Annotated in this window: 27 protein-coding genes and 1 riboswitch; of the genes, 17 read left to right on the forward strand and 10 right to left on the reverse strand. The window is 66.9% G+C overall.

What is annotated here, in order from left to right:
- Positions 1–3: 3 nt before the first annotated feature.
- Entirely contained in the window at positions 4–348 is a 345-nt protein-coding gene (locus N7422_RS11020; protein WP_279806561.1) for a hypothetical protein, read from the forward strand.
- An 87-nt stretch (positions 349–435) separates the two neighbouring features.
- Here N7422_RS11020 and trxA read toward each other — a convergent pair whose 3' ends face one another.
- From trxA to N7422_RS11035, 3 genes are read right to left on the reverse strand one after another with little or no spacing between them, the layout of a single operon-like run.
- Entirely contained in the window at positions 436–1,323 is an 888-nt protein-coding gene (gene trxA / locus N7422_RS11025) for a thioredoxin (RefSeq protein WP_279806562.1), read from the reverse strand.
- 31 nt (positions 1,324–1,354) lie between these two features.
- Complete coding sequence (locus tag N7422_RS11030) at positions 1,355–2,014, reverse strand: 50S ribosomal protein L11 methyltransferase (RefSeq protein ID WP_279806563.1); 660 nt, start codon at positions 2,012–2,014, stop codon at positions 1,355–1,357.
- Complete coding sequence (locus N7422_RS11035) at positions 2,015–2,467, reverse strand: YbaY family lipoprotein (RefSeq protein WP_279806564.1); 453 nt, start codon at positions 2,465–2,467, stop codon at positions 2,015–2,017.
- Between the two features lie 105 nt (positions 2,468–2,572).
- On the opposite strand from N7422_RS11035, the gene nrdR reads away from it, so the two are divergent.
- From nrdR to N7422_RS11095, 12 genes are all read left to right on the forward strand, one after another.
- Positions 2,573–3,037: a transcriptional regulator NrdR gene (nrdR, locus tag N7422_RS11040; protein ID WP_009685710.1), complete on the forward strand. Its 465-nt coding sequence runs from the start codon at positions 2,573–2,575 to the stop codon at positions 3,035–3,037.
- 2 nt (positions 3,038–3,039) lie between these two features.
- Positions 3,040–4,167 (forward strand): bifunctional diaminohydroxyphosphoribosylaminopyrimidine deaminase/5-amino-6-(5-phosphoribosylamino)uracil reductase RibD, encoded by a 1,128-nt coding sequence (gene ribD, locus N7422_RS11045; protein WP_279806565.1) that lies wholly within the window; start codon positions 3,040–3,042, stop codon positions 4,165–4,167.
- A gap of 42 nt (positions 4,168–4,209) precedes the next feature.
- The gene (locus N7422_RS11050) at positions 4,210–4,875 is read left to right on the forward strand and encodes a riboflavin synthase (protein WP_279806566.1); all 666 of its coding nucleotides are present in this window, start codon (positions 4,210–4,212) and stop codon (positions 4,873–4,875) included.
- An 18-nt stretch (positions 4,876–4,893) separates the two neighbouring features.
- On the forward strand, positions 4,894–5,985 hold the full coding sequence (gene ribBA, locus N7422_RS11055) for a bifunctional 3,4-dihydroxy-2-butanone-4-phosphate synthase/GTP cyclohydrolase II (protein WP_279806567.1): 1,092 nt from the start codon (positions 4,894–4,896) through the stop codon (positions 5,983–5,985).
- 91 nt (positions 5,986–6,076) lie between these two features.
- Entirely contained in the window at positions 6,077–6,553 is a 477-nt protein-coding gene (ribE, locus tag N7422_RS11060) for a 6,7-dimethyl-8-ribityllumazine synthase (protein WP_003255395.1), read from the forward strand.
- Positions 6,550–7,050: a transcription antitermination factor NusB gene (gene nusB / locus N7422_RS11065; protein WP_279806568.1), complete on the forward strand. Its 501-nt coding sequence runs from the start codon at positions 6,550–6,552 to the stop codon at positions 7,048–7,050. The genes ribE and nusB overlap by 4 nt, the downstream gene beginning before the upstream one ends.
- Before the next feature lie 18 nt (positions 7,051–7,068).
- Complete coding sequence (gene thiL, locus N7422_RS11070) at positions 7,069–8,025, forward strand: thiamine-phosphate kinase (RefSeq protein ID WP_279806569.1); 957 nt, start codon at positions 7,069–7,071, stop codon at positions 8,023–8,025.
- Complete coding sequence (locus N7422_RS11075; protein WP_011531970.1) at positions 8,022–8,525, forward strand: phosphatidylglycerophosphatase A; 504 nt, start codon at positions 8,022–8,024, stop codon at positions 8,523–8,525. The genes thiL and N7422_RS11075 overlap by 4 nt, the downstream gene beginning before the upstream one ends.
- A 16-nt stretch (positions 8,526–8,541) precedes the next feature.
- On the forward strand, positions 8,542–9,285 hold the full coding sequence (locus N7422_RS11080; protein ID WP_279806570.1) for a transporter substrate-binding domain-containing protein: 744 nt from the start codon (positions 8,542–8,544) through the stop codon (positions 9,283–9,285).
- A gap of 138 nt (positions 9,286–9,423) precedes the next feature.
- Complete coding sequence (gene ribA, locus N7422_RS11085; protein ID WP_279806571.1) at positions 9,424–10,041, forward strand: GTP cyclohydrolase II; 618 nt, start codon at positions 9,424–9,426, stop codon at positions 10,039–10,041.
- Positions 10,038–10,457, forward strand: a complete 420-nt coding sequence (locus tag N7422_RS11090) for an MFS transporter (protein WP_279806572.1) — start codon at positions 10,038–10,040, stop codon at positions 10,455–10,457. Before ribA ends, N7422_RS11090 begins: the two co-directional genes overlap by 4 nt.
- Positions 10,457–11,269, forward strand: a complete 813-nt coding sequence (locus tag N7422_RS11095) for a cobalamin-binding protein (RefSeq protein ID WP_279806573.1) — start codon at positions 10,457–10,459, stop codon at positions 11,267–11,269. Before N7422_RS11090 ends, N7422_RS11095 begins: the two co-directional genes overlap by 1 nt.
- On the opposite strand, the gene N7422_RS11100 is transcribed toward N7422_RS11095, so the two are convergent.
- From N7422_RS11100 to N7422_RS11115, 4 genes are all read right to left on the reverse strand, one after another.
- Positions 11,247–13,136 (reverse strand): TonB-dependent receptor, encoded by a 1,890-nt coding sequence (locus N7422_RS11100; RefSeq protein WP_279806574.1) that lies wholly within the window; start codon positions 13,134–13,136, stop codon positions 11,247–11,249. The genes N7422_RS11095 and N7422_RS11100 overlap by 23 nt on opposite strands.
- 58 nt (positions 13,137–13,194) lie before the next feature.
- Entirely contained in the window at positions 13,195–15,090 is a 1,896-nt protein-coding gene (gene dxs, locus N7422_RS11105) for a 1-deoxy-D-xylulose-5-phosphate synthase (protein WP_279806575.1), read from the reverse strand.
- A gap of 235 nt (positions 15,091–15,325) precedes the next feature.
- Positions 15,326–16,213 (reverse strand): (2E,6E)-farnesyl diphosphate synthase, encoded by an 888-nt coding sequence (gene ispA, locus N7422_RS11110; RefSeq protein ID WP_279806576.1) that lies wholly within the window; start codon positions 16,211–16,213, stop codon positions 15,326–15,328.
- On the reverse strand, positions 16,210–16,452 hold the full coding sequence (locus tag N7422_RS11115) for an exodeoxyribonuclease VII small subunit (protein ID WP_279806577.1): 243 nt from the start codon (positions 16,450–16,452) through the stop codon (positions 16,210–16,212). The genes ispA and N7422_RS11115 overlap by 4 nt, the downstream gene beginning before the upstream one ends.
- A 219-nt stretch (positions 16,453–16,671) precedes the next feature.
- Here N7422_RS11115 and N7422_RS11120 point away from each other — a divergent pair, with 219 nt between their 5' ends.
- The 3 genes from N7422_RS11120 to N7422_RS11130 are packed head-to-tail and all read left to right on the forward strand — an operon-like array spanning position 16,672 to position 20,366.
- Positions 16,672–18,087 carry an MBOAT family O-acyltransferase gene (locus N7422_RS11120; protein ID WP_279806578.1) on the forward strand — a complete coding sequence of 472 codons (1,416 nt, stop codon included), beginning with the start codon at positions 16,672–16,674 and terminating at the stop codon, positions 18,085–18,087.
- Complete coding sequence (locus N7422_RS11125) at positions 18,074–19,171, forward strand: DUF459 domain-containing protein (RefSeq protein WP_279806579.1); 1,098 nt, start codon at positions 18,074–18,076, stop codon at positions 19,169–19,171. The genes N7422_RS11120 and N7422_RS11125 overlap by 14 nt, the downstream gene beginning before the upstream one ends.
- A gap of 1 nt (position 19,172) precedes the next feature.
- Positions 19,173–20,366, forward strand: coding sequence for an SGNH/GDSL hydrolase family protein (locus N7422_RS11130; protein WP_279806580.1), 1,194 nt, complete (start codon positions 19,173–19,175; stop codon positions 20,364–20,366).
- A gap of 52 nt (positions 20,367–20,418) precedes the next feature.
- Here N7422_RS11130 and ribB read toward each other — a convergent pair whose 3' ends face one another.
- Complete coding sequence (gene ribB, locus N7422_RS11135) at positions 20,419–21,069, reverse strand: 3,4-dihydroxy-2-butanone-4-phosphate synthase (protein ID WP_279806581.1); 651 nt, start codon at positions 21,067–21,069, stop codon at positions 20,419–20,421.
- A gap of 81 nt (positions 21,070–21,150) precedes the next feature.
- Positions 21,151–21,292, reverse strand: a riboswitch (FMN riboswitch).
- A gap of 165 nt (positions 21,293–21,457) precedes the next feature.
- Here ribB and N7422_RS11140 point away from each other — a divergent pair.
- The gene (locus N7422_RS11140; RefSeq protein WP_279806582.1) at positions 21,458–22,441 is read left to right on the forward strand and encodes a zeta toxin family protein; all 984 of its coding nucleotides are present in this window, start codon (positions 21,458–21,460) and stop codon (positions 22,439–22,441) included.
- Positions 22,442–22,453: 12 nt separating this feature from the next.
- Here the strand turns inward: N7422_RS11140 and N7422_RS11145 are convergent, their stop codons facing one another.
- Together N7422_RS11145 and N7422_RS11150 are read right to left on the reverse strand one after the other, a co-directional pair.
- Positions 22,454–23,335, reverse strand: coding sequence for an alpha/beta hydrolase (locus tag N7422_RS11145; protein WP_279806583.1), 882 nt, complete (start codon positions 23,333–23,335; stop codon positions 22,454–22,456).
- A gap of 57 nt (positions 23,336–23,392) precedes the next feature.
- Positions 23,393–25,621 carry a TonB-dependent siderophore receptor gene (locus N7422_RS11150; protein WP_279806584.1) on the reverse strand — a complete coding sequence of 743 codons (2,229 nt, stop codon included), beginning with the start codon at positions 25,619–25,621 and terminating at the stop codon, positions 23,393–23,395.
- Between the last annotated feature and the right edge of the window lie 20 nt (positions 25,622–25,641).

The raw sequence follows: 25,641 nt of genomic DNA on the forward strand, positions 1-25,641 counted from the left end.
ATCGTGAGAATTCGTGGACAGATCGGCGAGTGGCCGGTGGATTTGACCCTCGAGCTGGCGCCGGAAGAGTGGGCGCAGTTGGGGCGCCGCCTGGAGACGCCAGTGCCTGCCGAGGTCGTGTCGGCCAGCAACAGCCCGGCGCCACGCCAGGATGACGGGCAGTGGGCCGCGGCGCGCGAGGTGCTGCGCCAGGCGGGGCAGATCAGCGGGCCGGAGTTGCTGGAACGTCTGGAAGGGCTGGCCGGCAGCGTGGCGGCGGGCAAGCGGCTGCTGGTGCGGTTGCGCCACAGCAGTGAGGTGAAGGTGGAGAGCGGCGTGGATGCGCCGGTGTATCGCTGGGTGGGATGAGTTGCCCGTTCCGGCCTCTTCGCGGGTAAGCCCGCTGCCACAGGGCTTGCATTGCAATACCTGGGATCGGGCCACCCGCGAATGGCGTCAGAACATCGCGGCGGACAGTTTGCGGCGATACACGCTCACCAGCGGATGCTCGTTGCCCAGCAGTTCGAACACCTGCAGCAGGGCTTTCTGCGGCAAGCCGTTCTCGTAGCCGCGGTTGCGCTGGAACAGCTTCAGCAGGCCCTCCAGCGCGGCTTCGTACTGCTGGCGCGCCAACTGCTGGATGCTCAACTGATAGGCCGCTTCGTCATCCTGTGGATTCTGCGCCAGGCGGCTTTTCAGCTCGGCGGCTTCCGGCAGGCTGGCGGCCTGGCGCAGGAAGGTCAGCTGGGCCTTGGCGCCCGCCAGGGCGGCCTTGTGTTCATCGGTCTTGACCGCGTCGAGCACCACCTGGGCCTCACCCAGTTCGCCGCGTTCGGCCAGGCAACGGGCGTAGAGGATCAGCGCCTCGGCGTTGCTGTTGTCTTCCCCGAGCAGCACCTGCAGCAGGACCTCGGCTTCGCTGAAGCGGCTTTCGGCGAACAGTGCCTTGGCTTGCTCCAACGGCGCGGCGGCGGGCGGTGCGGGCATCTGCACATGAGGTTCAAGCATGGCGCGGATGGCCGACTCGGGTTGGGCGCCGGCAAAGCCGTCGACCGGCTGACCGTCCTTGAACAGCACCACGGTCGGCAGGCTGCGGATGCCGAACTGGGCGACCACCTGCTGTTCGACGTCGCAGTTGATCTTGGCCAGCAGCAGCTCGCCCTGATAGCCCTCGGCGATCTTCGCCAGCAGCGGCATCAGCGCCTTGCACGGCGCGCACCATTCGGCCCAGAAGTCGACCAGTACCGGCTTGTGGAAGGAGTTCTCGATGACCAGTTGCTGGAAGTTGGCATCGGTGGCATCGAAGATGTAGGGCAGGCTTGTGTTGACAGGAGCTTGGCTCATCGTGACTCTCGCAAATCCGTGAATGCCTCCACTATAAGGGCTCCCGGCTGGCGTGGTACAGGCTGACCCGGCGGAATTCGTGTGGCTCGGCCAGGTCCGGCAGGGTCAGCGCCTCGAGCACGCCGAGAGGGCGGTACAACGGGTGGCTGAAGTCGCGCACCCGCGAATCGGCCACCAGGGCCTGGCGAGCACGACTGAGGAACTGGTCGAGCAGTGGCAGGTTGGCGCGGTCGTACAGCACGTCGGCGACCAGGATCAGGTCGAAGCGGTCGGCCTCGGCGAAGAAGTCGCTGCTGTAGTGCAGGTCCACGCCGTTCAGCGCGGCATTGGCGCGGCAGGCGTCCAGGGCCAGCGGGTCGAGATCGCAGGCCACCACCTCCAGCGCGCCGGCCCGGGCGGCGGCGATCCCGGCGATGCCGGAGCCGGCGCCGAAGTCCAGCACCCGCTTGCTGCGCACCCACTGCGGCTGTTCGGCCAGGTAGCGCGCCATGGCCAGGCCGCTGGCCCAGCAGAAGCTCCAGTAGGGCGGATCTTCAAGAATGCGCCGGGTCTCCTCGCTGGTGAATTCGCGGTCCATGTTCCGCTCGTCGATCAGCCAGAGCTTCAGGTCGCACCCGGGCAGTTCGCTGACCACCAGGCGTGCTTCGCCGATCAGGCCGCCGAGGGCCTGCTGCAAGGCATGTGGCACCACTTATGGCGCCTTTTCGAAACGCAGCGGGCCGGTGGCCTGGGTTTGCGCCTGGACGATGCGCACGGGAGGCAAGTGCATGATCAACTGGCCGGAGCGGCTGGCGCGGCCACGCAGCTCGACGCGCGCGCCTGCCGGAAACGCCTCGGGGTTGAAGCGCAGGCGGTAGGGCAGGGCCTGCCCGGTGCCGGTCAGGGTGCTGCTGGCCAGCAGCTGTTGCGGGCGGCCGCGCTCGTCGATGACCAGCAGGGCCAGCTCCACATCGGCGCCAGGTGGAATCTCCAGCAGAGAACCGCTCAGTTCGCGCTGGTAGGCGGGTAGCGGGCCCAAGGGTTCGGTCTTTTTCGCCACTTTGGCCGGCACGGGCGCGGGGGCTTGTTCGGGCTTTGGCCGGTCGCTGCCGCAGGCGGCAAGCAGGGCGGCGCAGCACAGCACGACGAGCGCTCGATGATGCATGGAAGAGTCCTTCACGGGCAGATTTGCATGGATGGTAAACCCTTTGGCTTGTCTTGCCAGTGCAATGCGCTACCATGGCCCTCCCTTTTTTTGTTGCCTGCCACCATGCACTGTCCGTTTTGCGGTGCCAACGACACCAAGGTCATCGACTCGCGCCTGGTCGCCGAGGGCGAACAGGTGCGTCGCCGTCGCGAATGCGTCGCCTGCGGCGAGCGCTTCACCACCTTCGAAACCGCCGAACTGGTCCTGCCCCGGCTGATCAAGCAGGACGGCACGCGCCAGCCTTTCGATGAAGACAAGTTGCGGGCCGGCATGCAGCGCGCGCTGGAGAAGCGCCCGGTCAGCGTCGAGCGTCTGGAAGCGGCGCTGGCGCACATCAAGAGCCGCCTGCGCGCAACCGGCGAGCGCGAGGTGAAGTCGCTGGTGGTCGGCGAGATGGTGATGGCCGAGCTGCGCAAGCTCGACGAAGTCGCCTACATCCGTTTCGCCTCGGTCTACCGGCGCTTCCAGGACCTCGACGAATTCCGCGAAGAAATCGACCGCCTGGCCCGCGAGCCAGCCAAAGAGTAAGCATGTCCAGCCAAGCCATTCTCGACGCCCACTACATGGCCCGGGCCGTGGAACTGGCCCGCAAGGGCCTGTACAGCACCCACCCCAACCCCCGCGTGGGCTGCGTGATCGTGCGTGACGGCGAGGTGGTCGGCGAGGGCTGGCATGTGCGTGCCGGCGAGCCGCACGCCGAGGTCCACGCCCTGCGCCAGGCCGGCGAGCGGGCCCGTGGCGCCTGTGCCTATGTCACCCTCGAGCCCTGCAGCCATCATGGCCGCACGCCGCCGTGCGCCGAGGCGCTGGTGAAAGCCGGTGTGGCGCGGGTGGTGGCGGCGATGCAGGATCCCAACCCGCAAGTGGCCGGCAACGGCCTGCGCCGCCTGCGCGAGGCCGGTATCGAGGTCGGCAGCGGCGTGCTCGAGGCCGAGGCCCGCGCCCTCAATCCTGGGTTCCTCAAGCGCATGGAGCATGGCCTGCCGTATGTGCGCGCCAAGCTGGCCATGAGCCTGGACGGCCGTACCGCCATGGCCAGCGGCGAGAGCCAGTGGATCACCGGCCCGGCGGCACGTGCCGCGGTGCAGCGCCTGCGCGCCCGTTCCAGTGTGGTGCTGACCAGCGCCGAGAGCGTGCTGTTCGACAACGCACGCATGACCGTGCGCGGTGAGGAACTGGGCCTGGAGCCCGAACTCACCGCCCTGGCCCTGTCGCGCCCGCCCCTGCGCGTGCTGGTCGACGGTCGCCTGCGCCTGCCGCTGGACGCGTCGTTCTTCCAGGCGGGTCCGGCGCTGGTGGTCACCGCCGCGGGCGAAGACCCACGCTATGCCGCCTCTGGTCACGAACTGATCGACCTGCCGGGCGGCGATGGCCGTGTCGACCTGCCGGCACTGCTGTGGCTACTGGCCGGGCGCGGGGTCAACGAAATCCTGCTGGAGGCCGGCGCCGGCCTGGTCGGCGCCTTCGCCCGCCAGGGCCTGGTCGACGAGTACCAGCTGTTCGTCGCCGGCACCTTCCTCGGCTCCGAAGCTCGTCCGCTGCTGGACTGGCCGATGTCGAAGATGAGCGAGGCGCCGCGCCTGAAGATCACCGATATGCGCGCGGTCGGCGATGACTGGCGAGTCACTGCCATCCCCTTGCCGGCCCCCGGCGTATAATGCCTGGCTTGCACCGCGCAGCCCGTACTTGAGGAGAACAGCATGTTCACCGGCATCATCGAATCCATCGGCACCATCCGCAGCCTCACCCCCAAGGGCGGTGACGTGCGTGTCTACGTCGAAACCGGCAAGCTCGACCTGGGCGACGTCAAGCTCGGCGACAGCATCGCGGTCAACGGCGTGTGCCTGACCGCCGTCGAACTGCCCGGCGACGGCTTCTGGGCCGACGTCAGCGTCGAGACCCTCAAGCGCACCGCCATGGTCGATCTCAAGAGCGGCAGCCGGGTCAACCTGGAAAAGGCCCTGACCCCGACCACCCGCCTGGGTGGTCACCTGGTCAGCGGCCACGTCGACGGTGTCGGCGAGATCGTCTCGCGCGCCGATAACGCCCGTGCCATCCAGTTCCGCGTGCGCGCCCCGAAAGAACTGGCCAAGTACATCGCCCACAAGGGCTCGATCACCGTCGACGGCACCAGCCTGACGGTCAACGAAGTCGATGGCGCCGAGTTCGAGCTGACCATCGTCCCGCACACCCTGTCCGAAACCATCATGGCCGACTACCGCCCTGGGCGTCGGGTGAACCTTGAGGTCGACCTGCTGGCCCGTTACCTGGAGCGTCTGCTGCTGGGCGACAAGGCCGCCGAGCCGAGCAAAGGCAGTGGCATCACCGAAAGCTTCCTGGCCGCCAACGGCTTCTTGAAATCCTGATTGAGAAGGGGGTGCCGCGTGGCGCTCAACAGCATCGAAGAACTGGTCGAAGACATCCGCCAGGGCAAAATGGTCATCCTCATGGATGACGAAGACCGCGAGAACGAAGGCGACATCATCATGGCGGCCGAGTGCTGCCTGCCCGAGCACATCAACTTCATGGCCAAGCACGCCCGTGGGCTGATCTGCATGCCGATGACCCGCGAGCGCTGCGAAACCCTGAAGCTGCCGCTGATGGCGCCGCGCAACGGCTCGGGCTTCGGCACCAAGTTCACCGTGTCGATCGAGGCCGCCGAGGGTGTCACCACCGGCATCTCCGCCGCCGACCGCGCCCGTACCGTGCAGGCTGCCGCCGCCAAGGACGCCAAGGCCGATGACATCGTCAGCCCTGGCCACATCTTCCCGCTGATGGCCCAGCCCGGTGGCACCCTGGCCCGCGCCGGTCACACCGAGGCGGCCTGCGACCTGGCGCGCATGGCCGGCTTCGAGCCGAGCGGGGTGATCTGCGAGGTGATGAACGACGACGGCACCATGTCGCGTCGCGCCGAGCTGGAAGTGTTCGCCGCCGAGCACGGCCTGAAGATCGGCACCATCGCCGACCTGATCCACTACCGCATGATCCACGAGCGCACCGTGCAGCGCGTCTCCGAGCAGCCGATCGAGAGCGAGCTGGGCCAGTTCAACCTGGTCACCTACCGCGACGCGGTCGAAGGCGACGTGCACATGGCCCTCACGCTCGGCAAGATCTGCGCCGAAGAGCCGACCCTGGTGCGCGTGCACAACATGGATCCGCTGCGCGACCTGCTGATGGTCAAGCAGCCAGGCCGCTGGAGCCTGCGCGCGGCCATGAGCGCCGTAGCAGAGGCCGGCAGCGGCGTGGTGCTGCTGCTGGGCCACCCACTGGACGGCGACGTGCTGCTGGCGCATATCCGCGAGAGCGCGGGCGATGCGCCGGCCAAGGCGCCGACCACCTACAGCACCGTCGGTGCCGGTTCGCAGATCCTGCGTGACCTCGGTGTGCGCAAGATGCGCCTGATGAGTTCGCCGATGAAGTTCAATGCGATATCCGGATTCGATCTGGAAGTTGTAGAATACGTGCCCTCCGAGTGACTTGAGGCGGCTTCATCGCCCTCCCGCTCGAGTCAAAACCCTCCCGAGGCCGCCACAGCGCGGCCTCGCTCTTGAAGATGAGAACATCGGAATGACCCTGAAGACCATCGAAGGTACCTTCATTGCCCCCAAAGGTCGCTATGCTTTGGTGGTTGGCCGCTTCAACAGCTTCGTCGTCGAAAGCCTGGTAAGCGGTGCAGTCGATGCCCTGGTACGCCATGGCGTCAGCGAAAGCGACATCACCATCATCCGTGCCCCGGGCGCGTTCGAGATCCCGCTGGTGGCGCAGAAAGTCGCCCAGCAGGGCGCGTATGACGCGATCATCGCCTTGGGCGCGGTGATCCGTGGTGGTACCCCGCACTTCGAATACGTGGCGGGCGAGTGCACCAAGGGCCTGGCCCAGGTGTCCATGGAGTTCGGTGTTCCGGTGGCCTTCGGCGTGTTGACCGTCGACTCCATCGAACAAGCCATCGAGCGTTCCGGCACCAAGGCCGGCAACAAAGGTGCCGAAGCTGCCCTGTCCGCCCTGGAAATGGTCAGCCTGCTGGCGCAGTTGGAGGCCAAGTGATTAGCGACGAAAGCGATCGTTTCAACCCGCGCGATCCGAAACCTGCGGATGCCGGCAAGCCGTCGAAGAGCGCCAAGCGCCGCGAAGCCCGCAAGCTCGCCACGCAAGCGCTCTATCAGTGGCACATGGCCAAGCACTCGCTGAACGAAGTGGAAGCGCAGTTCCGGGTCGATAACGATTTCTCCGACGTGGACGGTGCCTATTTCCGCGAGATCCTGCATGGGGTCCCGGCGAAGAAGGCCGAGATCGACGAAGCGCTGAAGCCTTGCCTGGACACCCCGCTGGAAGAACTCGACCCGGTCGAGCTGTCGGTGCTGCGCCTGTCCGCCTGGGAGTTCATGATGCGCGCCGACGTTCCGTACCGCGTGGTGATCAACGAAGGTGTTGAGCTGGCGAAAGTCTTTGGCGCCACCGACGGGCACAAGTTCGTCAACGGTGTACTGGACAAGCTGGCGCCGCGTCTGCGTGAAGCGGAAGTCCGGGCGAACAAGCGCTGAGAGCGGCGCTGACGAGCCATGGGTGAGTTCGAGCTGATCAGCCATTACTTCGCCGCCGCGCCCTGCGCGCAGGGCGGCGAGTGTGTGGCCCTGGGCATCGGCGACGACTGCGCCCTGCTCGACCTTCCCGCAGGCGAGCAACTGGCGATTTCCACCGACACCCTCGTGGCCGGTGTGCATTTTCCCGCTGTCTGTGACCCGCTGCTGCTTGGCCAGCGTTCGTTGGCCGTGGCGGCGAGCGACCTGGCGGCCATGGGCGCCACGCCCATCGGTTTCACCCTCGCCCTGACCCTGCCGGAAGTCGGCGCCGACTGGCTCGCCGGTTACGCCGACGGCCTGAACCGCATGGCCAGGCGCTGCCGCCTGGCGCTGATCGGCGGCGATACCACCCGTGGCCCCTTGAGCATCACCGTGACCGTGTTCGGTCGTGTGCCGGTCGGCCAGGCGCTGCGACGCAGTGGCGCGCGGCCGGGCGACCTGCTGTGTGTCGGTGACTGCCTGGGCGATGCCGCGGGCGCGTTGCCGTTGGTGCTGGGCGAGCGCGAGGCGCCGGAGGAAGTGGCCAGTGCACTGCTGGCGCATTACTGGTCGCCGCTGCCACAGTTGCAACTGGGCGAGCGCCTGCGTGGCCTGGCCACGGCGGCGCTGGATGTTTCCGATGGCCTGCTGGCCGATTGCGGGCATATCGCCAAGGCGTCTGGCGTCGCCCTCGAGGTGAACCTGGAGCAGGTGCCAGTGTCAGCTGCTCTGCGGGCCTTGCTCGGCGACGAGGAGGCCCGATGGACGGCGCTGACCGGCGGCGACGACTACGTACTGGCGTTCACCGTGCCGCAGGCAGCGCTTGCGAGCCTGCCGGGCACGGTGCAGGTCATCGGTCGTGTGCGCGAAGGGCAGGGCGTGACCCTGCTCGATGCCCAGGGCCGGGATATCACCCCCGTTCAACGGGGCTATCAACATTTCAGGGAGACACCGTGACCGACCACCCCAACCAGGTGCCTGCGGAGTTCGTTCCGCCTTCGGTCTGGCGCAACCCATGGCACTTCATCGCCTTCGGCTTCGGCTCCGGCACCCTGCCCAAGGCCCCGGGCACCTGGGGTTCGCTGGTGGCGCTGCCGTTCATTCCGCTGTGGCAGATGCTGCCCGACTGGGGTTACTGGCTGCTGCTGGGCATCAGCATGCTGTTCGGCGTGTGGTTGTGCGGCAAGGTGGCGAACGACTTGCGCGTGCACGATCATGAAGGCATCGTCTGGGACGAGATCGTCGGCATGTGGATCACCCTCTGGCTGGTGCCGGAAGGCTGGCAGTGGCTGTTGGCGGGGTTCCTGATGTTCCGCTTCTTCGACATCCTCAAGCCGTGGCCGATCCGCTGGATCGACCGTCATGTGCATGGCGGCTTCGGGATCATGCTCGACGATATCCTGGCTGGCGTGTTCGCCTGGCTGGGCATGCAGGTTCTGGTGTGGGCGGTGGCCTGATACAGGGAGCGTTGCGATGGGCCTGAGGACTGTGTTGCTGGCATTGATGCTGTTCGTCGCAGGCCCGGGGGCGATGGCCCAGGAGGCGCCGGCGCAGGTGCGCCTGGTCAGCGAGGAATGGCTCGACTACACCAATGGCGACGGCACCGGGCTGGCCTGGGACGTGTTGCGCAAGGTGTTCGAGCCGGCCGGGGTCAAGGTCCAGGCGCAGAGCGCGCCTTACAGCCGCGCGGTCGGGCTGGTCAAGCGTGGCGAGGCGGATGCCTGGGTCGGTTCGTACAAGGACGAGAACGACGATAACCTCTACCCGCGCTGGCACTTCGACATGGACCACATCTACGCGCTGGGCCTGGCCAGCAAGCCGGTGCCGACGCCCGAGACCATCGGCCAGTTCCGTCTGGCATGGGTGCGTGGCTACGACTACGCCAGCTACCTGCCCAATGCCCGCAACTTCCGTGAGATCCAGCGCCGCGAAGGCATCCTGCCGATGCTCGAGCATGACCGTGTGGACTTCTACGTCGATGCGCTCACCGAGGTCGATTATGTGCTCGGCCAGGCGCCGCACCCCGAACGCTTTCGGCGCAGCCATGTCGCCGAGCTGCCGTTGTACCTGGCGTTTGCCAGGACCGGAAAAGGCCAGGCATTGCGCGATCTGTTCGACCGGCGCATGGAGCAACTGGTGCGCAGCGGCGAGTTGAAGCCGATCTTCGAGCGCTGGCAGCAGCCGTATCCGTTCACCAGCGACAGCCAGCCTCACTAAGACCTCGCCTGCCTCGCGGCCACCCCTCATATGCATCGAACTTTTCGATCTTAAGCCACGGTATTCACCCTGCGCACCCGCGCCGGGCTGCTGATACAATCGGCCAATCTGAAAATTCCTACTTTCCAGGAGCACAACGTGCCCGTCGTCTTTGTTGCCGCCTCTAAACTCCCGACTCCCTTTGCGACCTTCACCATGCATGGCTTTCTCGACGAAGCCACCGGCCGTGAGCACGTGGTGCTCAGCCTGGGTGACATCGCCGACGGCGAGCCGGTGCTGGGGCGCCTGCATTCCGAGTGCCTGACCGGCGACGCCCTGTTCAGCCAGCGCTGCGACTGCGGCTCGCAGCTGGAGGCCGCGTTGCAGGCCATCGCCCGCGAAGGCCGTGGCGTGCTGCTGTACCTGCGCCAGGAAGGCCGTGGCATCGGCCTGTTGAACAAGATCCGCGCCTACGAACTGCAAGATGGCGGCGCCGACACCGTCGAGGCCAACGAGCGCCTGGGCTTCGCCGCCGACCAGCGGGACTACGCCATGTGCCTGCCGATGCTCGAGCACCTGGGCGTGAAGGCGCTGCGGCTGATGACCAACAACCCGCGCAAGGTCAAGGCCCTGACCGACATGCACATCAAGGTCGCCGAACGCGTGCCGCTGCACACTGGCCACAACCCGCACAACCGCCTGTACCTGGCCACCAAGGCCGACAAGCTCGGCCACATGATGGGCAACAAGCACCAGGGCGAGGTGCCCCAGGCGTGACCCGCAGCGAGGTGAAGCGGCGGCTGGCCCTGGCCTGGTGGCAGTACCTGGCGGTGGGTCTGGTACCGTTGCCGGTGATGGCCTGGGCCTTCGGTGGTGGCGAGCCGCTGGTCCCGGTGCTGGCGATGCCGCTGTTCATCGCCGGCGCCGCCACCATGTTCCTCAGCCTGCCGCGCTTCGGCGCCTACAAGCGGGCGCTGATCGCCACCGACAAGCAACTGGGTACGCCGCAAGAGCCCGGTGCCTGGATCGAGCTGGCCCGGGTGCGGCGCCTGGCCATGCTGTACGCCTGCTTCCCGGCCTGGGTGGCGGCGCTTTCGGTGCTGGTCGGGCTGGAGGCGGTACCCCAGATCCTCCTGGCGTTGTCCACCGTGGTCGTGCTGTACCTCTATCGCATTCCGCGTCAGCTCGGCTGATGCGAGCGCTCATCGCCTTCGTTTCGCTGCTGTGTTGCGCGGCCCTGGCCGAAGCCGGGCCGCGGGTCGTCAGCCTGGCGCCGTCGATGACCGAAATCGTCGTGGAACTGGATGCCGGCGACCTGCTGGTCGGTCTGCTCGACGGCGGTGAGCGTCCAGCGGCACTGCGCGACCTGCCTTCCGTCGGGCGCCATGGCCAGTTGGACATGGAGCGCCTGCTCAGCCTCCAACCCGACCTGCTGCTGCTTTGGCCCGGCAGCGTAGCGCCCGCCCAGCGCGATCAGTTGCGGCGCCTGGGGATCGCCACCTTCAGCGCCGAGCCCGGCGATCTCGACCAGTTGATCGGGCAGATCGAGGCGATTGCCCAGCGACTGGGGCGGGACGAGCAGGGGCGCCTGTACGCGTCCGGCCTGCGCGAACGGTTGCGGCAGCTGCGCGAGCGCTATCGGCGGGAGACGCCGTTGCGGGTGTTCTATCAGGTATGGGACAAGCCGCTGTACACCCTCGGTGGTCATCAGGTGGTCAGCGATGCGCTGCGCGTCTGCGGTGCGCGCAACGTGTTCGACGACCTGACCCAGCCGGCGCCGCAGGTGAGCGTCGAGTCGGTGCTGCTGCGCGACCCTCAGGTGATCCTGGCGGGTGATCAGGCGCAGTTGGCCAGCTGGCGTCGTTGGCCGCAGCTGAGCGCGGTGGCGGGCGAGCGGTTGCTGGTGGTGCCGGACAAGGGCCTGGAGCGGCCCAGCGGGCAGATGATCGAGGCCACCGCCCGGCTGTGCGAATTGCTGGAGACTAGAGCGTCGGCGTCCAGGTGAGGCTCAGCAGCCAGGTGCGGCCTTCTTCGCGGTAGCCGTACTGGCTGCCCTCGAAGCTGTACAGCGCGCGGCTGTATTGCTTGTCCAGCAGGTTGTCCAGCTTGAGCTCCAGCCTCACCTCGTCGGTCAGGACCATGCCGCCCCGCAGGCCAAGCAGTCCGTAGCCACCTATGCGCTCGTTGTTGGACGGATCGTCGTAGCTGCCACTGACGGCTTGCCAGCTCGCGCCCACACTAAAACGCTCGAACTGACGATCCAGATCCAGGCTCAACGTGCGACGAGCGCGTCGTTGCAGGGTATGGCCGCTTTCACGGTCGCGGGGATCGATCATGCTCAGGCCCAACTGCGAGGTCCAGCCAGCCCATTCCTGCAGCAGCGACAGCTCCAGGCCGTTGATGCGTGCGTTGTCGACATTGCCGGGGCGCCTGCGCGTGGGGTCGTAGTTGATCGCGTCGCGCAGGTCGGTGCGATACAGCGAGGCCTCCAGCCGGGTTTCGCTGGCCAGTTGGCTGCGCCATTGCAGCTCGTAGCTCTTCGAGTGCTCGGGGCGCAGGTCCGGGTTGCCGTACTGTACGTCGTAGAGGTCGTTGAAGGTCGGGGCGCGAAACCCTTCGCTATAGGACAGCAGCACATCGTTGCGCGGATTCAAGGGGACGGTGAGGCTGGCGTTCCAGGTGGTCTGGTCGCCGTACTGCTGGTTGCGGTCGTGACGAACGCCGAGCTCGCTCGAGAAGCGTTCCCCCGCGAAACGGTACTGGGCGAAGACGGCGCGGTTCCAGCGGCTGTCCTCGCTGAAGTTCGCCGTGCCGTGAAAGCGGTCTTGATACCAGTCGCCGCCCAGCATCAGATGGTTGCGATCGTCGAGGACAAGATCGTTCTGCCAGGTGACCTGATCACGATAGGTGTTGTAGATGAAGCGCTGGTCGCTGAGCTTGTCGCGTTTGTCGTCGCGGTTTTCGCTGTGGCCCAGTTCCAGTCTGGAGTGCCAGGTGTCGTTGAGCTGGGCATCGAACCAGGAGCCCAGGCTGCTGACGCTGAAGTCGGTGTAGGGCTGCTGTGGATAACTTAGCCAGGTGACTTCATCCAGCCGCCCGTAAGGACTGTCGTATTCACTGCGCCCACGACTGTCGAGCAGGTTGACGCCCGCCTCGAAACGCTCGTTGAAGGCGTGGCTCAGGCTCAGGTTGAGCGAACGGTTGCGATAGGCGTCATGGTCGCCATCGCTACCGTACGAGGGCCCGGTCGAATCGATTCCGGCGGTCTCGTCCAGGCTGGCGCCGAGGTTGAAGCGGGTCGCGCCATCACCGCCGGACAGCCCCAGGCTGCGTTGCCAGGTCTGATTGCTGCCGGCGGCGACGCGCAGGCGCGGGTGCAGGCCTGGGCCGTCGCCACGGCGGGTGAAGATCTGGATCACCCCGCCGATGGCGTCGCTGCCGTAGATCGCCGAACGTGAGCCACGCAGGACTTCCACCCGTTCGATCTGGTCGACGTCGAGGAACTGCAGGCCGCTGTCGCCGGAAGTGGTGTTGGCGATGCGCACGCCGTCGACCAGCACCAGGGTCTGGGCGGCCTTGGTGCCGCGGATGAAGATGCCGGGCAGGCTGCCGCGTCCACCGGTGGGTGCGACCTGCACCCCGGGGACACGGGCGAGCAGGTCGGTGACGCCGCTTGGTTGCAGGCGGTCGATGTCGGCACGGGTGAACACCGTGTTGGCAGCGCTGGTGGCGGTGCGCGACTCGACCTGGCGGCTGGCGCTGATCAGCACGTCGGGGAGCTTGAGCGCGTCGTCGCGGGAAGGTTCGGCGGCCAGGGCGGCGGCAGGGAGGCAGAGCAGGGGGAGTGCGCGGATCTTCATGGGCAGTTCCATTGCAAACGCGGGGCAAGTCGCACCGGCGCACCGCTGCGACTTGCCCCGCGATTGGGCGTTACAGGCCGAGCTTGGCCATGCGGGCTTTGACCGATGCTTCGATTCCGGCGACATCCAGCCCACATTCGGCCAGCATCTGCGCAGGCTTGGCGTGCTCGACGTAGATATCCGGCAGACCCAGGTGCAGCAGTGGCTTGACCATCCCCTCACGGGCCAGGAACTCGCCGACGGCGGCGCCGGCGCCACCCATGATGGCGTTCTCCTCGAGGGTCACCAGCAATTCATGGTTGGCGGCCATTTCCAGCACCAGCGCCTCGTCCAGCGGTTTGACGAAACGCATGTCGACCACGCTGGCGTCGATCTGCTCGGCCACCTGCAGCGCTTCGGTCAGCTGTACCCCGAACACCAGCAGGGCGACTTTCTTGCCCTGCCGACGCACCACGCCCTTGCCGATTTCCAGGGGCTCCAGGTCGCCGCTGATCGGCGCGTTGGGGCCGGTGCCGCGCGGGTAGCGCACGGCCGCCGGGCCCTTGTAGTGATGGCCGGTGCTGAGCATCTTGCGCAGCTCGTTCTCGTCGCTGGGGGTCATCACCAGCATGCCGGGGACGCAGCGCAGGTACGACAGGTCGTAGGCGCCCGCGTGGGTCGGGCCGTCCTCGCCGACCAGGCCGGCGCGGTCGATGGCGAACAGCACGTCGAGGTCCTGCACGGCCACGTCATGGATCAGCTGGTCGTAGGCACGCTGGAGGAAGGTGGAGTAGATCGCCACCACCGGCTTGGCACCTTCGCAGGCCATGCCCGCGGCCAGCGTCACGGCGTGCTGCTCGGCGATGGCGACGTCGAAGTAGCGCTCGGGGTAGCGTTCGCTGAAGTCGACCAGGTCCGAGCCTTCCTTCATCGCCGGGGTGATGCCCACCAGGCGGTTGTCGGCGGCGGCCATGTCGCACAGCCACTGGCCGAACACGGCGGAATATTTCGGGCCGCTGGGCTTCTTCGGCGCGACGGGCTTGTCGGCCGGTTCCAGCTTGGTGATGGCGTGGTAGCCGATCGGGTCGACCTCGGCCGGGGCGAAGCCCTTGCCTTTCTTGGTGACCACGTGCAGGAACTGCGGGCCCTTGAGGTCACGCATGTTGCGCAGGGTGGCGATCAGGGTCGGCAGGTCGTGGCCATCGATCGGACCGATGTAGTTCCAGCCCAGCTCCTCGAACAGTGTGCCCGGCACCAGCATGCCCTTGGCGTACTCTTCGGTGCGGCGGGCGATCTCCCAGGCCCCGGGCAGGCGCGACAGCACTTTCTTGCTGCCTTCGCGCATGCTGGCGTAGGTGCGGCTGGAGAGGATCTTGGCCAGGTAGTTGGACAGGCCACCGACGTTGCGCGAGATCGACATGTCGTTGTCGTTGAGGATCACCAGCATGTCGGCGTCCACTTCCTGCGCGTGGTTCAGCGCCTCGAAGGCCATGCCGGCGGTCAGCGCGCCGTCGCCGATCACGGCGATTGACTTGCGCGGGTCGTTCTGCAGGCGTGCGGCGATGGCCATGCCCAGGGCTGCGCTGATCGAGGTGCTGGAGTGACCGACGCCGAAGGTGTCGTACTCGCTCTCGCTGCGGCGCGGGAAGGCGGCGATGCCGTCCTTCTGACGCAGGCTGAGCATGCGCTCACGACGCCCGGTGAGGATCTTGTGCGGGTAGGCCTGGTGGCCGACGTCCCACACCAGTCGGTCGTCCGGGGTGTCGAAGACGTAGTGCAGGGCGATGGTCAGCTCGATGACGCCCAGGCCTGCACCGAAATGCCCACCGGTCTGACCAACGGTATAGAGCAGCTCCTGGCGCAGCTCGTCGGCCAGGGTCTCCAGGTCGGCTTCGGCCAGCCTGCGCAGGCCGGCGGGCGTGTCGGCGCGGTCCAGCAACGGCGTGACCGGGCGTTCGCGGGGGATCTCTTGAAACGTCGTGGGCATCAGGCGAGTCGTTATAGGTTTGAAGACGCGGCAGTTTACCCCATTGTAGGAAAAGCTGCCCATTCGGACGGGTGTGCAGGAAGCTCAATGCGACCCGGATGCTGTAGGAGCGGCCTTGTGTCGCGAAAGGGGTGCGCAGCAGCCCCAGCATTTCAGCGTTGACGCAACGATTGCCGGGGCCGCTTTGCGGCCCTTTCGCGACACGAGGCCGCTCCCACAGGGGATGTGCAAGGCCTCAGTGGCGGCGCTCGACGATGTAGCGGGCCAGCGCCCGTAGCGGCTCGGCGTTCTCGCCAAAGCCTTGCAGTGCTGCCAATGCCTGGTCGCGCAGTTCCAGTGCGTAGGCCTTGGCCGCCTCCAGCCCGAGCAGCGCCGGATAGGTCGGCTTGTCGCGGGCGATGTCGGCGCCCTGGCGCTTGCCGAGGGTGGCGGTATCGCTTTCCACGTCGAGGATGTCGTCCTGCACCTGGAAGGCCAGGCCGATGGCCTGTGCATAAGTCTGCAGGGCGTCGAGCTGGGCCTGCCCGGCGCGTGCGCTGGCCAGAGCGCCGAGGCGCACGCTGGCTTCGATCAGCGCGCCGGTCTTGTGCCGGTGCATGTATTCCAGGGCCTGCTGGTCGAGCTTGATGCCTACCGAACCCAGGTCGATGGCCTGGCCACCGACCATGCCGGCGGGGCCGGCGGCCTTGGCCAGGGCCTGGACCATCTGCAGGCGGATGGCGTCGGCCTGCGGACTCAGGCGCGGGTCGAGCAGGGCGCTGAAGGCCAGGCTCTGCAGGCCGTCGCCGGCGAGGATGGCGCAGGCTTCGTCGAACGCCTTGTGGGTGGTTGGCTGGCCGCGGCGCAGGTCATCGTCGTCCATGGCCGGCAGGTCGTCGTGCACCAGTGAGTAGGCGTGGATCAGCTCCACCGCGCAGGCCGCGCCATTGGCCTGCTCGGCCGGGGCGCCGAGGGCTTCGCAGGCGGCGTACGCCAGCAGCGGGCGCACGCGCTTGCCGCCGTTCATCACGCTGTAGCGCATGGCGGCGTAGAGGCGCTCGAGCTCCCTGGAGGGGGCCTGGAACAACGGTTCGAGGGCGGCGTCGACCCGTGCCTGGGAGCTGGCCTGGTACTGGGCGATCATGCCTGCGGCTCCGCGTCGAACGGCTGGGCGGCCAGCTCGCCGTCACGCTCCAGCAGGATCTGCACCTTCTGCTCGGCCTGGGCCAGGGCACCCTGGCAATCGCGGGTCAGGGCGATGCCTTGCTCGAAGGCGGCCAGCGATTCTTCCAGCGACAATTCGCCGTTCTCCAGGCGCTCGACCAGGGCTTGCAGGTCGGCGAGGGATTGCTCGAAATCGAGGGAGGCTTTTTTGCGGGCCATGGCGACTGTCTCGGTGGCATTCAGAACGGCGCGACACTAGCAGAGCGGGGCAGGGGGAGCAAATTACCCGGGCCTGTCGTTCGTCTTATTTTGTTGCACTTGATGGCCGCGAGAGTGCTTGCATTTTGCCAAGTGATCGCATTGTGAGGGCTTGGGTGCTCTGCCATAATCCGCGCGCTCTGGCCTGCGGGTCAGCGGCTTCCTACCAGACGTTACGTAATGGACTACGTTGTGAGCTTCCTCTCGATCGAATTCGGCCTCTGTTTCACGCTGTTCTTCATTCTTTACTGGAGCCTGTGCTGGAGCGTGCGGCTGCAGAATGTCGTGCTCCTGGTGGCCAGCTATGGCCTGGTGGCGAGTTTCAGCCGGCAGTCGCTGTACATCCTGCTGGGCTACAGCGCGCTGGTGTACCTGCTCGGCCTGCTGGCCGCACGCTACCCGGGCCGCTGGTTCAGCCGGACGCTGCTGCTGGCGCTGGTGCTGGGCTGCTTCTACCTGTTCAAGTACCAGGAGTTCTTCGTCGGTGGCCTGCAGGCGGCACTGACCGCAACCGGGCTGCAGGTGTCGCTGCCGTTGCTGGAAGTGCTGGTGCCGATCGGCCTGTCGTTCTACACCTTCCACTCGGTCAGCTACCTGGTGTCGATCAACCGCCGCGAGCTGGCGCCGGTCGCGCCGCTGGACCTGGCCCTGTACCTGGCGTTCTTCCCCAGCCTGGTGGCCGGGCCGGTCAACCGGGCCCTGCACATGCTGCCGCAGATCCGCCCGCCGGCCATGCGTCAGGTGCTGGAGCCGCAGAGGGCGCTGGGGCTGATCGCCATGGCGGTGGTCAAGCTGTTCTTTCTCGGCGCCTGGCTGGGCAGCGAGTGGGTCGACCCGGTGTTCGACACCCCGGGCAGCGCCACGCCCGAACAGGTGCTGTTGAGCGTGTACGGCTACAGCCTGCTGATCTACTTCAACTTCAGCGGCTACACCAACCTGGTCACTGGCATCGCCCTGCTGTTGGGCTTTCGCCTGCCGGACAACTTCGACGCACCGTACGCCGCGCACAACCTCAAGGAGTTCTGGGGGCGCTGGCATATCAGCCTGTCGCGCTTCATCCGCGACTACGTCTATATCCCGCTGGGCGGCAACCGCCGGGGCGTGTGGCGCGGCAACCTGAACATGCTGCTGGCGATGCTGGTGTCGGGCCTGTGGCATGGGGCGAGCCTCAACTTCATCATCTGGGGCGCACTGCATGGCGTGGGCCTGGCCATCTCCAAGCTGTTCAGCCAGTGGCTGCCTGGCTTCGCGCGCCTGCCGGCGGCGGGGCTACTGGCGCGACTGATGACTTTCCACTATGTAGCCTTCGCCTGGATCTTCTTCCGCAGCCCGACCCTGGATGGCGCCCTCGAGATGCTCGGCGACATCACCCAGGTGAGCCTGGCCGGGCTGAACAGCACCAGTGGCCTGATGCTGCTGGCCAGCGTGCTGTTCGTGGCCAGTTATCCACAATGGGTGACGCTGTTGCGCCAGAGCGGCGCGCTGTTCCAGCGCCTGCCCTGGCCGCTGTATCCGATCCCGCTCGGGGTCGGAGTGTCGCTGGTGATTCTTGCTTCGCAGTCGGGCGTGCCGGGGTTCATCTATGCAAGTTTCTGATAGCCGGCAACTGTTCCAGGCGCAGATGGGCGCGGCCCGTGCGCTTTACGCGATCGTGGTGGTCACCGTGCTGCTGTTCTGGCTCAACCAGGACTCGATCAGGCTCTACTGCCAGCAGAAGTATCACCAGGGCTGCGAGATCCCGTTGCTGGGCCAGGCCCAGGCCTGGCGCCTGGGCGGGCAACTGACCCAGGCGATGGAGGCGCAGCGCGACAGCCTGTTCGCGCCGGCGCCCGCGCCCGAGGTGCTGCCGGCGCCGATGCCGGTGGTGAGTGTCAACCTGGAGACACCGGCGGCGCTGGCCAAGCCTCTGGCGCACAAGCCTGAGCCCACGCACGCCATGCCGGCGGCGCCTTCCGTGCCGGTAGCGTCCGTGCAGCCCGTGGCAAGCGTGCCCGCCGCGCCGCTGCTGCAACCGGGCACGGTCGCCGCGCTGGCGGCGGGCGACGAGGTGTTCCTGGTGGGCGACTCGCTGATGCAGGGTGTCGCTCCGCACCTGGCCAACAGCCTGCGCAAGCGCTACCAGATCCGCACCGTCAACCTCAGCAGGCAGAGCACCGGCCTTGCCTACCCAGGTTTCTTCAACTGGCCGAAGACCGTGGCCGAGACCCTCGATCACACGCCGAACATCCGCCTGATGGTGGTGTTCCTCGGGCCCAACGACCCCTGGGACATGCCCCAGGGCAAGGGCAAGCCGTTCTTGCGCTTCAAGTCGCCGGAATGGGAAGCGGCCTATCGTGCCCGTATCGATTCGATCCTCGATCAGGCTCGCGCGCATGATGTGCAGGTGCTCTGGGTCGGCCCGCCGAACATGGAAAAGGCACGCCTGTCCACGGCCATGAGCTACCTCAGTGGCCTGTACCAGGAACAGACGGCGCTGTTCGGTCAGCACTACGTGTCGGCCAACCCGATCCTCGGCTACACCGACGCGGGCTTCTCGTACACGATGCACACGCCCGAGGGCAAGCGGGTCAAGGTGCGGGTCGACGACGGCATTCATTTCACCATCACGGGCCAGAAGCTGATCGCTGAACAGATCCTGTCGCTGATCAGCTTCCCGGGCCTGACCGTTACAGGACATTGAGATGCGCCAATGGCATCACCTGCTGGGCCTGGCCCTGCTGATCAGCGCGGTACCGGGTTGCAGTACCGGCGCCAACAGCGTGAACGTCCAGGCCGCGGCGCGGCCCGTCGCCACGCCGGTCGCGCGTCAGGACGGCAACGTCGCCGTGCTCGCGGGCAAGCTGCGCGGTGCCGATCGAGCCCCGGTATCGATCGTCCAGCTGGGGGATTCGCACACCGCCGCAGACCTGTTCAGCGGCGAAATGCGCCGCCTGCTGCAGGCCCGCTACGGCGATGGCGGCATCGGCATGGTGCCGGCTTCGCCGGTGCCGGGGATCCGCAACGACCGGGTGCTCATCAAGAGCGAGAAGCGCCAGTGGGAGCTGGTGTCGGCGCGCAACCAGCAGAGCCAGCAGTTTCCACTGGGGGGCTACCTGTCGCTGCCGTTGGCCAACCGCGCCAGTGTGGTATTGCAGGCGCGTGACGAGGACCGCCAGCGCTACAAGGTCTCGGCGCTGTACCAGTCGACCGCCAGCGCCAGTCTCTTCGTCAATGCCGGCCAGCGCCGCGTGCTGCCGGCGAGCAATGGCCAGTGGCGCTTCAGCCCGGCCTACGCCAATGTCGGCCTGCCGGTTCAGTTGAGTGTCGAGGGCGGCCGAGGTGTCGCGCTTGGGGGGTGGTACATCCAGGGGCAGAAGAATACCGGGGTGACCTACTCGGCGCTGGGCATCAATGGTGCGCGTCTGGAGGTGGTGGACAAGTGGCAGCCGGGCTGGCGCGACAGCCTCAAGGCCGTGCGGCCGGACCTGGTGATCCTGGCCTACGGCACCAATGAGGCGTTCGACGACAAGCTCGACCTGGCGTTGTACCAGTCGCAGCTGGATACGACCCTGACCGGCCTGCGCAAGGACCTGCCGCACGCGGCGATCCTGCTGGTCGGACCGCCGGACTCGATCAAGCAGCGCAAGGCGCGCAGCTGCGCGGCACGTCAGCCCCAGCCGTTGGCGGCGGTGATCCGTGTGCAGAAGCAGATGGCGCAGAAGCACAAGGCGCTGTTCTGGGATTGGCAGGGGTTCATGGGCGGGCCATGCTCGATCGCCGGCTGGCAGGCGAGCGGGCTGGCGCGGCCGGACTTGGTGCACCTGACCGCCGAGGGTTATCGCAAGAGCGCGGTAGGGTTGTATGAGTACCTGAAAGGACCGTTGGGGTTGCGTTGAGGCGTGGGGCAAACCCGCTCCCACAGTGATCGGGGGCGGGTTTGCTGGGGTATCAGGCCGGCTCGGCCTCCAGTTCGACCATCGCCTCGCGATAGCGCGCCAGTTCCTCGATGGTCAGCACCGGCAGGTTGTACTGCCGCGCATACACCGCCACCTGCTCGCCACGGGCCATGCTGCCGTCGGGGTTCATCAGTTCGCACAGCACCGCCGCCGGGCGCAGGCCGGCCAGGCGGGCCAGGTCCACCGAGCCTTCGGTATGGCCACGGCGGGTCAGCACGCCGCCGTCACGGGCGCGCAGCGGGAACACATGGCCCGGGCTGACGATATGCCGCTGCTGCGCGGTCGAGCGCAGCGCCGCTTCGATGGTGGTGATGCGGTCCTGCGCCGACACGCCGGTGCTGACGCCTTCGGCCGCCTCGATGGTGACGGTGAAGCCGGTGCCGTGGCGAGCCTGGTTGTTCTGCACCATCGGCGCTAGCTGCAGGGCGTCGACGGTGGCTTCGTCCAGGCACAGGCAGACGATGCCGCTGCAGTCGCGGATCATCATGGCCATGGTCTGCAGCGAAAGGTTTTCGGCGGCGGCGACGATGTCGGCTTCGTCCTCGCGATCGTCGTCGTCGAGCAGCAGTACGGGGCGCCCGGCCTGGAAGGCGGCGATGGCGGCGGTGACGTTGGGGAACTGCTTGTGGTGCATGGTGGACATGAAACGCTCCTCGTGAATGATCGATGAACGTCTCGGGGCGAACAAAATGCGCGCGCAAGGGCGCCTGGACGGCCCCCTGCCAAACGCCTTCTTTCATCCGGACTATGACCGTCGGCCCTGGGATCTCACCAGGTCTGCTGACCCCCGGCATGGCCGGGGCGCTCGCGGGCTCATCTTTCGATTTACCGCCGGTGGGGACTTTCACCCCGCCCTGAAGACCGGGCAAGCATACAGCACTGCGCCACCCCGCTGGCAAGCGCGGTGGCTACGACCTTCGGCGGGGCATGGCCCATGCCTGGGCAGCTGCGATAAGTACCACAGGCCTCGCGCGCAGGCGTTCTACCTTTCTGGCCCGCCCGATTTCGGGTAGCCACAAGGAATGACGAGCATGACCGAGCTTTACACCTTTGCGTCCGAGGACGTGACAGCCGCTTTCGATGGACTCGCGTCCAGCCTGTTCCAGCGCAAGCGCCGGGTCGACGCGCAAGGCAACCCCGCGCCCAGGATGCTGGTGGTTGCCGGCGCCGAAGGTTCGGGCAAGACCTACCTGCTGAACAACTCGCTGCTGGCGAGCAAGCGCTACGATGACTACGTCAACCTGTACACCCCCGACTTTCGCAAGCTGCACCCGCAGTACGAGCAGATGAAGGAGCACGGAGGGCGGCATGCCTATGCCCACACCGAGTCGTTCATCTGGCAGCTGGGCACGAAGATCTTCGGCCATGCCTTGGCCAACCAGTACGACATCATCATGGAAACCGCGCTGGACGCTCCCGGCTTCGCCAACGTGCCGGCCCTGGCGCGTGAGGCGGGCTACCAGCTGGAGCTGCACCTGATCGCCTGCCAGAAGGAGTTCGGCCACTGGGCCACCCTGGAGCGCGCGGTGAAGAGCGTGGCCGAGGACGCGCTCGAACGTTTCGTCTCGCTGAGCAAGATCGAAACCTCGCAAGGCAACGCCATGAAGATCATCGACGCCTTCGAGGCCGCCTGCCTGATGGTCCCGGGCTCGCAGATCTGCCTCTATCAGCGCGGCATGGAAACCGACCGTGAGAGCCGGTTGCTGTGCCACAGCCTCTGCACGCCGGACCTGCGCCTGGAGCCGCAAGCGGACTACCACGGCGCACCGTACTTCCAGCCGCCCCATATCGAAGGGGTGTTCGAGATACGCCGTGGCTCTGCGGTGCAAGCGTCCAGCACATTCCCGCAGTACTTCCAGCTGGTGCATACCGGCATGGTCGACAAACAGGTCCGCGACAAGATGCTCAAGGCCTGCTGTGCAACGTTGGGCAGGGCGCAGGCCCTGAGCGAGAGGATCCCGGCCGACGCTTTCCGCGAACTGGCCCTGTACGTGCTCAAGTACCTGCACTCCTGAGCGCCGAAGGCGTCAGCGGGCCAGGCTGTCGAGCACCCGTTCCAGCGACGCCGGCAGCATCGGGCCGTGCCCCAGCCCGGCGAAGCGCTGGTAGCGCACCTGCAAGCCATCGACCTTGGCCAGGCTTGCGGCCAGCTCGCGCATCGGCCGCTCACTGTCGGCCGCCGCCGCGCCGCGCGGATTGGCGGGCTCGTCGCCGCCACGCATCAGCAGCAGGCGCGGGCGGCTCTGGCCAAGGCGCTGAGACAGCCCGGCCGCCTCATGGACGATGGCGCCGTCACGCCACCACAGCGAGGGGCTGGCCGCCGCATAGTCCTGGAACAGGCCGGGGCGGGTGAACAGGGTGTGCAGCACGGCCAGCCCGCCATAGGAATGGCCCCACAGGGTCTGGCGGGCGGGGTCGACTGGCGCCGTGGCGGCGACCATCGGGCGCATGCGTTGGTCCAGCAGATCGAGGAACGCATCGACACCGCCGCTGGGCTGGCCGGTCAACGGATCGCGCTGGTCGGCCAGGCCAGGCACCACCGGGGTGTAGTCGAAGGTTCGGGCGGTACGCTCGATGCGCTGGTCGGTCTGGTAGCCGATGGCGACCAGCAGCGGCGCCTGGCCGGCGGCGAGTTGTTCCAACTGGCGCGCCTGCAGGGCGCCGATGGCGGCGTTGCCGTCGAGCATCCACAGCACCGGGTAGCCACTGGCGGGCGCGGGGCGGTCGGGCTTGCCGATCCACAGACGGTAGTGGCGCTGGCCGTCGCGCGAGTCCAGGTCGAGGTGGCTGAACCGATAGGCCAGGTCCTGGCGTTGCAGCACGCTGCTGTCCATCTTCTGCTCGGGTGCCGGTTGCGCCAAGGCGGGGCCGGTCATGGCCAGGGCCAGGACCAGGGAAAGGGCTTTCATCAGGCGTTCTCTTCGTGGGGCCGGTGCGGCGTCGGGCGACGCCGTACCGGCATGGCCTCAGAAGGAGGCGGTGAGGCTGGTGTACAGGGTGCGGCCCGGTTCGTTGTAGGTGGCCGCGCCTGCGCCTTCGATGTTGTTCACGCCCTGGGCGTTGCCCGCGCGGTACAGGCGTTTGTCGAACAGGTTGTCGACGCCGGCGGTGACGCTGAGGTTTTTGCTGATGGCGTAGGTGCCGCTGGCGCCGACCAGCGCGTAGGGCGCCAGTTGGTCGTTGGACGAGCCGGTCACGCGGTCGCCGTGGTAGTCGTACTTCTTCGGTTTCTGTTTGCCATACCAGGCCACGCTCAGTTGCAGCGACAGGTCGTCGCTGGCCTGCCAGTCGAGCATCGAGTTGAGGGTGTAGGCCGGGGTCACCGAGAGGGTGTCGCCGGTTTCCTTGTTCTTCGACTGGAGCATGTAGGTGAAGTTGTTGCTCCACTTCAACTGCTCGGCCAGCGGGATGGTCAGGGTGCCTTCCAGGCCCTCGACCAGCGCCTTGGGGATGTTCTCCCACTGGTAGATCGCGGCGTTGGCATAGCTGCCGGTGCCGCCGATGGCGTTGCCGATCTTGCTCAGGCCCGAGTCGATCTTGTTCTTGTAGTCGTTGCGAAAGTAGGTCAGCCCCGCGACCCAGCCGTCACGCTGGAACTCGATGCCCAGCTCCTTGTTCACGCTGGTCTCGGCCTTGAGATGCTCGTTGCCTTGCAGGTAGCAGCTGGTGCTCTGGCCGTAGCAGCCCTGGCCGCGGCTGTAGAGCAGGTAGTCGGGGTTGAGCTGGTACAGGTTGGGGGCCTTGTAGGCGCGGGCGATACCGGCCTTGAGGGTGAGGGTGTCGGTGAGCGCGTGCGACAGGTTGAGCGACGGGCTCCAGTTGTCGCCGACGATGCTGTGATGGTCGAAGCGCAACGCCGGGGTGAGCATGGTACCGGGCAGCAGCTCGATGTTGTCCTCGGCGAACAACGAGAAGATCTGCGCCTGCGAGGTGGTGCTGCGACCAGTGCTGGTCAGGCCCGACACGCTGCCGCCCTCGCTGGTGGTCTGGGTGTTGGCGCTGGGGTCGTCGAGTTTCTGCTGGCTCCACTCGCTGCCCAGGGTCAGCGTCTGGTCGCGCCAGGCGTGCAGCGGCAGGTTGAGCTCACCGTGGGCGGTGAGGTCGCGCAAGGTCGAGGTGTAGAAATCGGCATTGCTGAAGATGCCTTCGGTACCGCCGGCCAGGCCCTCGTTGACCCGGCTGTTGCGGGTCTTGGCGTACTGCAGGTAGGCCATGGTGCTGCCGAAGTCCCAATCGCCACGGTGGGTGATGGCGTAGTTCTCGCGGTACATGATGTTGGTTTCGCTGCCCAGCAGGTTCTTCACGGTGCTGTTGGAGTTGGTGTTCTGGGTATCACCGCTGTAGATGTTGCCCTGGCGGCTGAAACCGGCCTCGAAGTCGAGGGTCTGCTCCGGGGTCAGGTGCCAGCTGAGCAGCCCGTTGACGTCCTTGTTGCGCACGCCTTCACGGCCGGCGGGCAGGGTGCCGACCTGGTTGCCGGTACGCGCGGACTGGTGGCCCTCGTTGATGTCCCAGTCGTCCGAGTCGGTCTTGGCGACGTTGCCGTACACCCGGTAGCTGAGGCGGTCGGTCAGCGGGCCGTTGAGCCCGAAGCTCACCCGTTTGGTGGCGCCTTCGTCACCGTGCTGGGGGAAGTTCTGGTACACGGTCATGTTGCCGTGAGTGTCCTTGCCGGCCTGCTTGGTAATGATGTTGATCACCCCGCCCATGGCGCCAGAGCCATAGCGCGCCGCCGCCGGGCCGCGAATCACCTCGATGCGTTCGACCTGGTCGGCCGGCACCCAGTTGGTATCGCCACGGCTGTCGCGTTCGCCGCGCCAGCCGTAGCGCACCGCGTTGCGGCTGGCGACCGGTTTGCCATCGACCAGGATCAGGGTGTTCTCAGGGCCCATGCCGCGGATATCGATCTGCCGGTTGTTGCCGCGCTGGCCGCTGGTGGAGTTGCCGGTGAGGTTGACCCCCGGCATGGTGCGGATGATCTGCGACAGGTCGTTGGCCGGCGGGCGTTTCTTGAGGTCCTCGGCGGTGATGATCGACACGCCCGGGGCCTGCTTGCTTTCCTCCAGCGCGGTGGCCACCACGTTCTGGCTTTCCAGCTCGATCGGTTCGGGTTGGCTGGCGGCCTGCACGGCGGCGCTGAGCAGGCAGCTGGACAGCAGCAGGAAGGGTGCGAAGGAAAGCGGGCGGGGCGACATGTGGGATCTCCGGCACGGCG

This window comes from Pseudomonas sp. GD04091, assembly GCF_029836165.1.
Lineage (GTDB): Bacteria > Pseudomonadota > Gammaproteobacteria > Pseudomonadales > Pseudomonadaceae > Aquipseudomonas.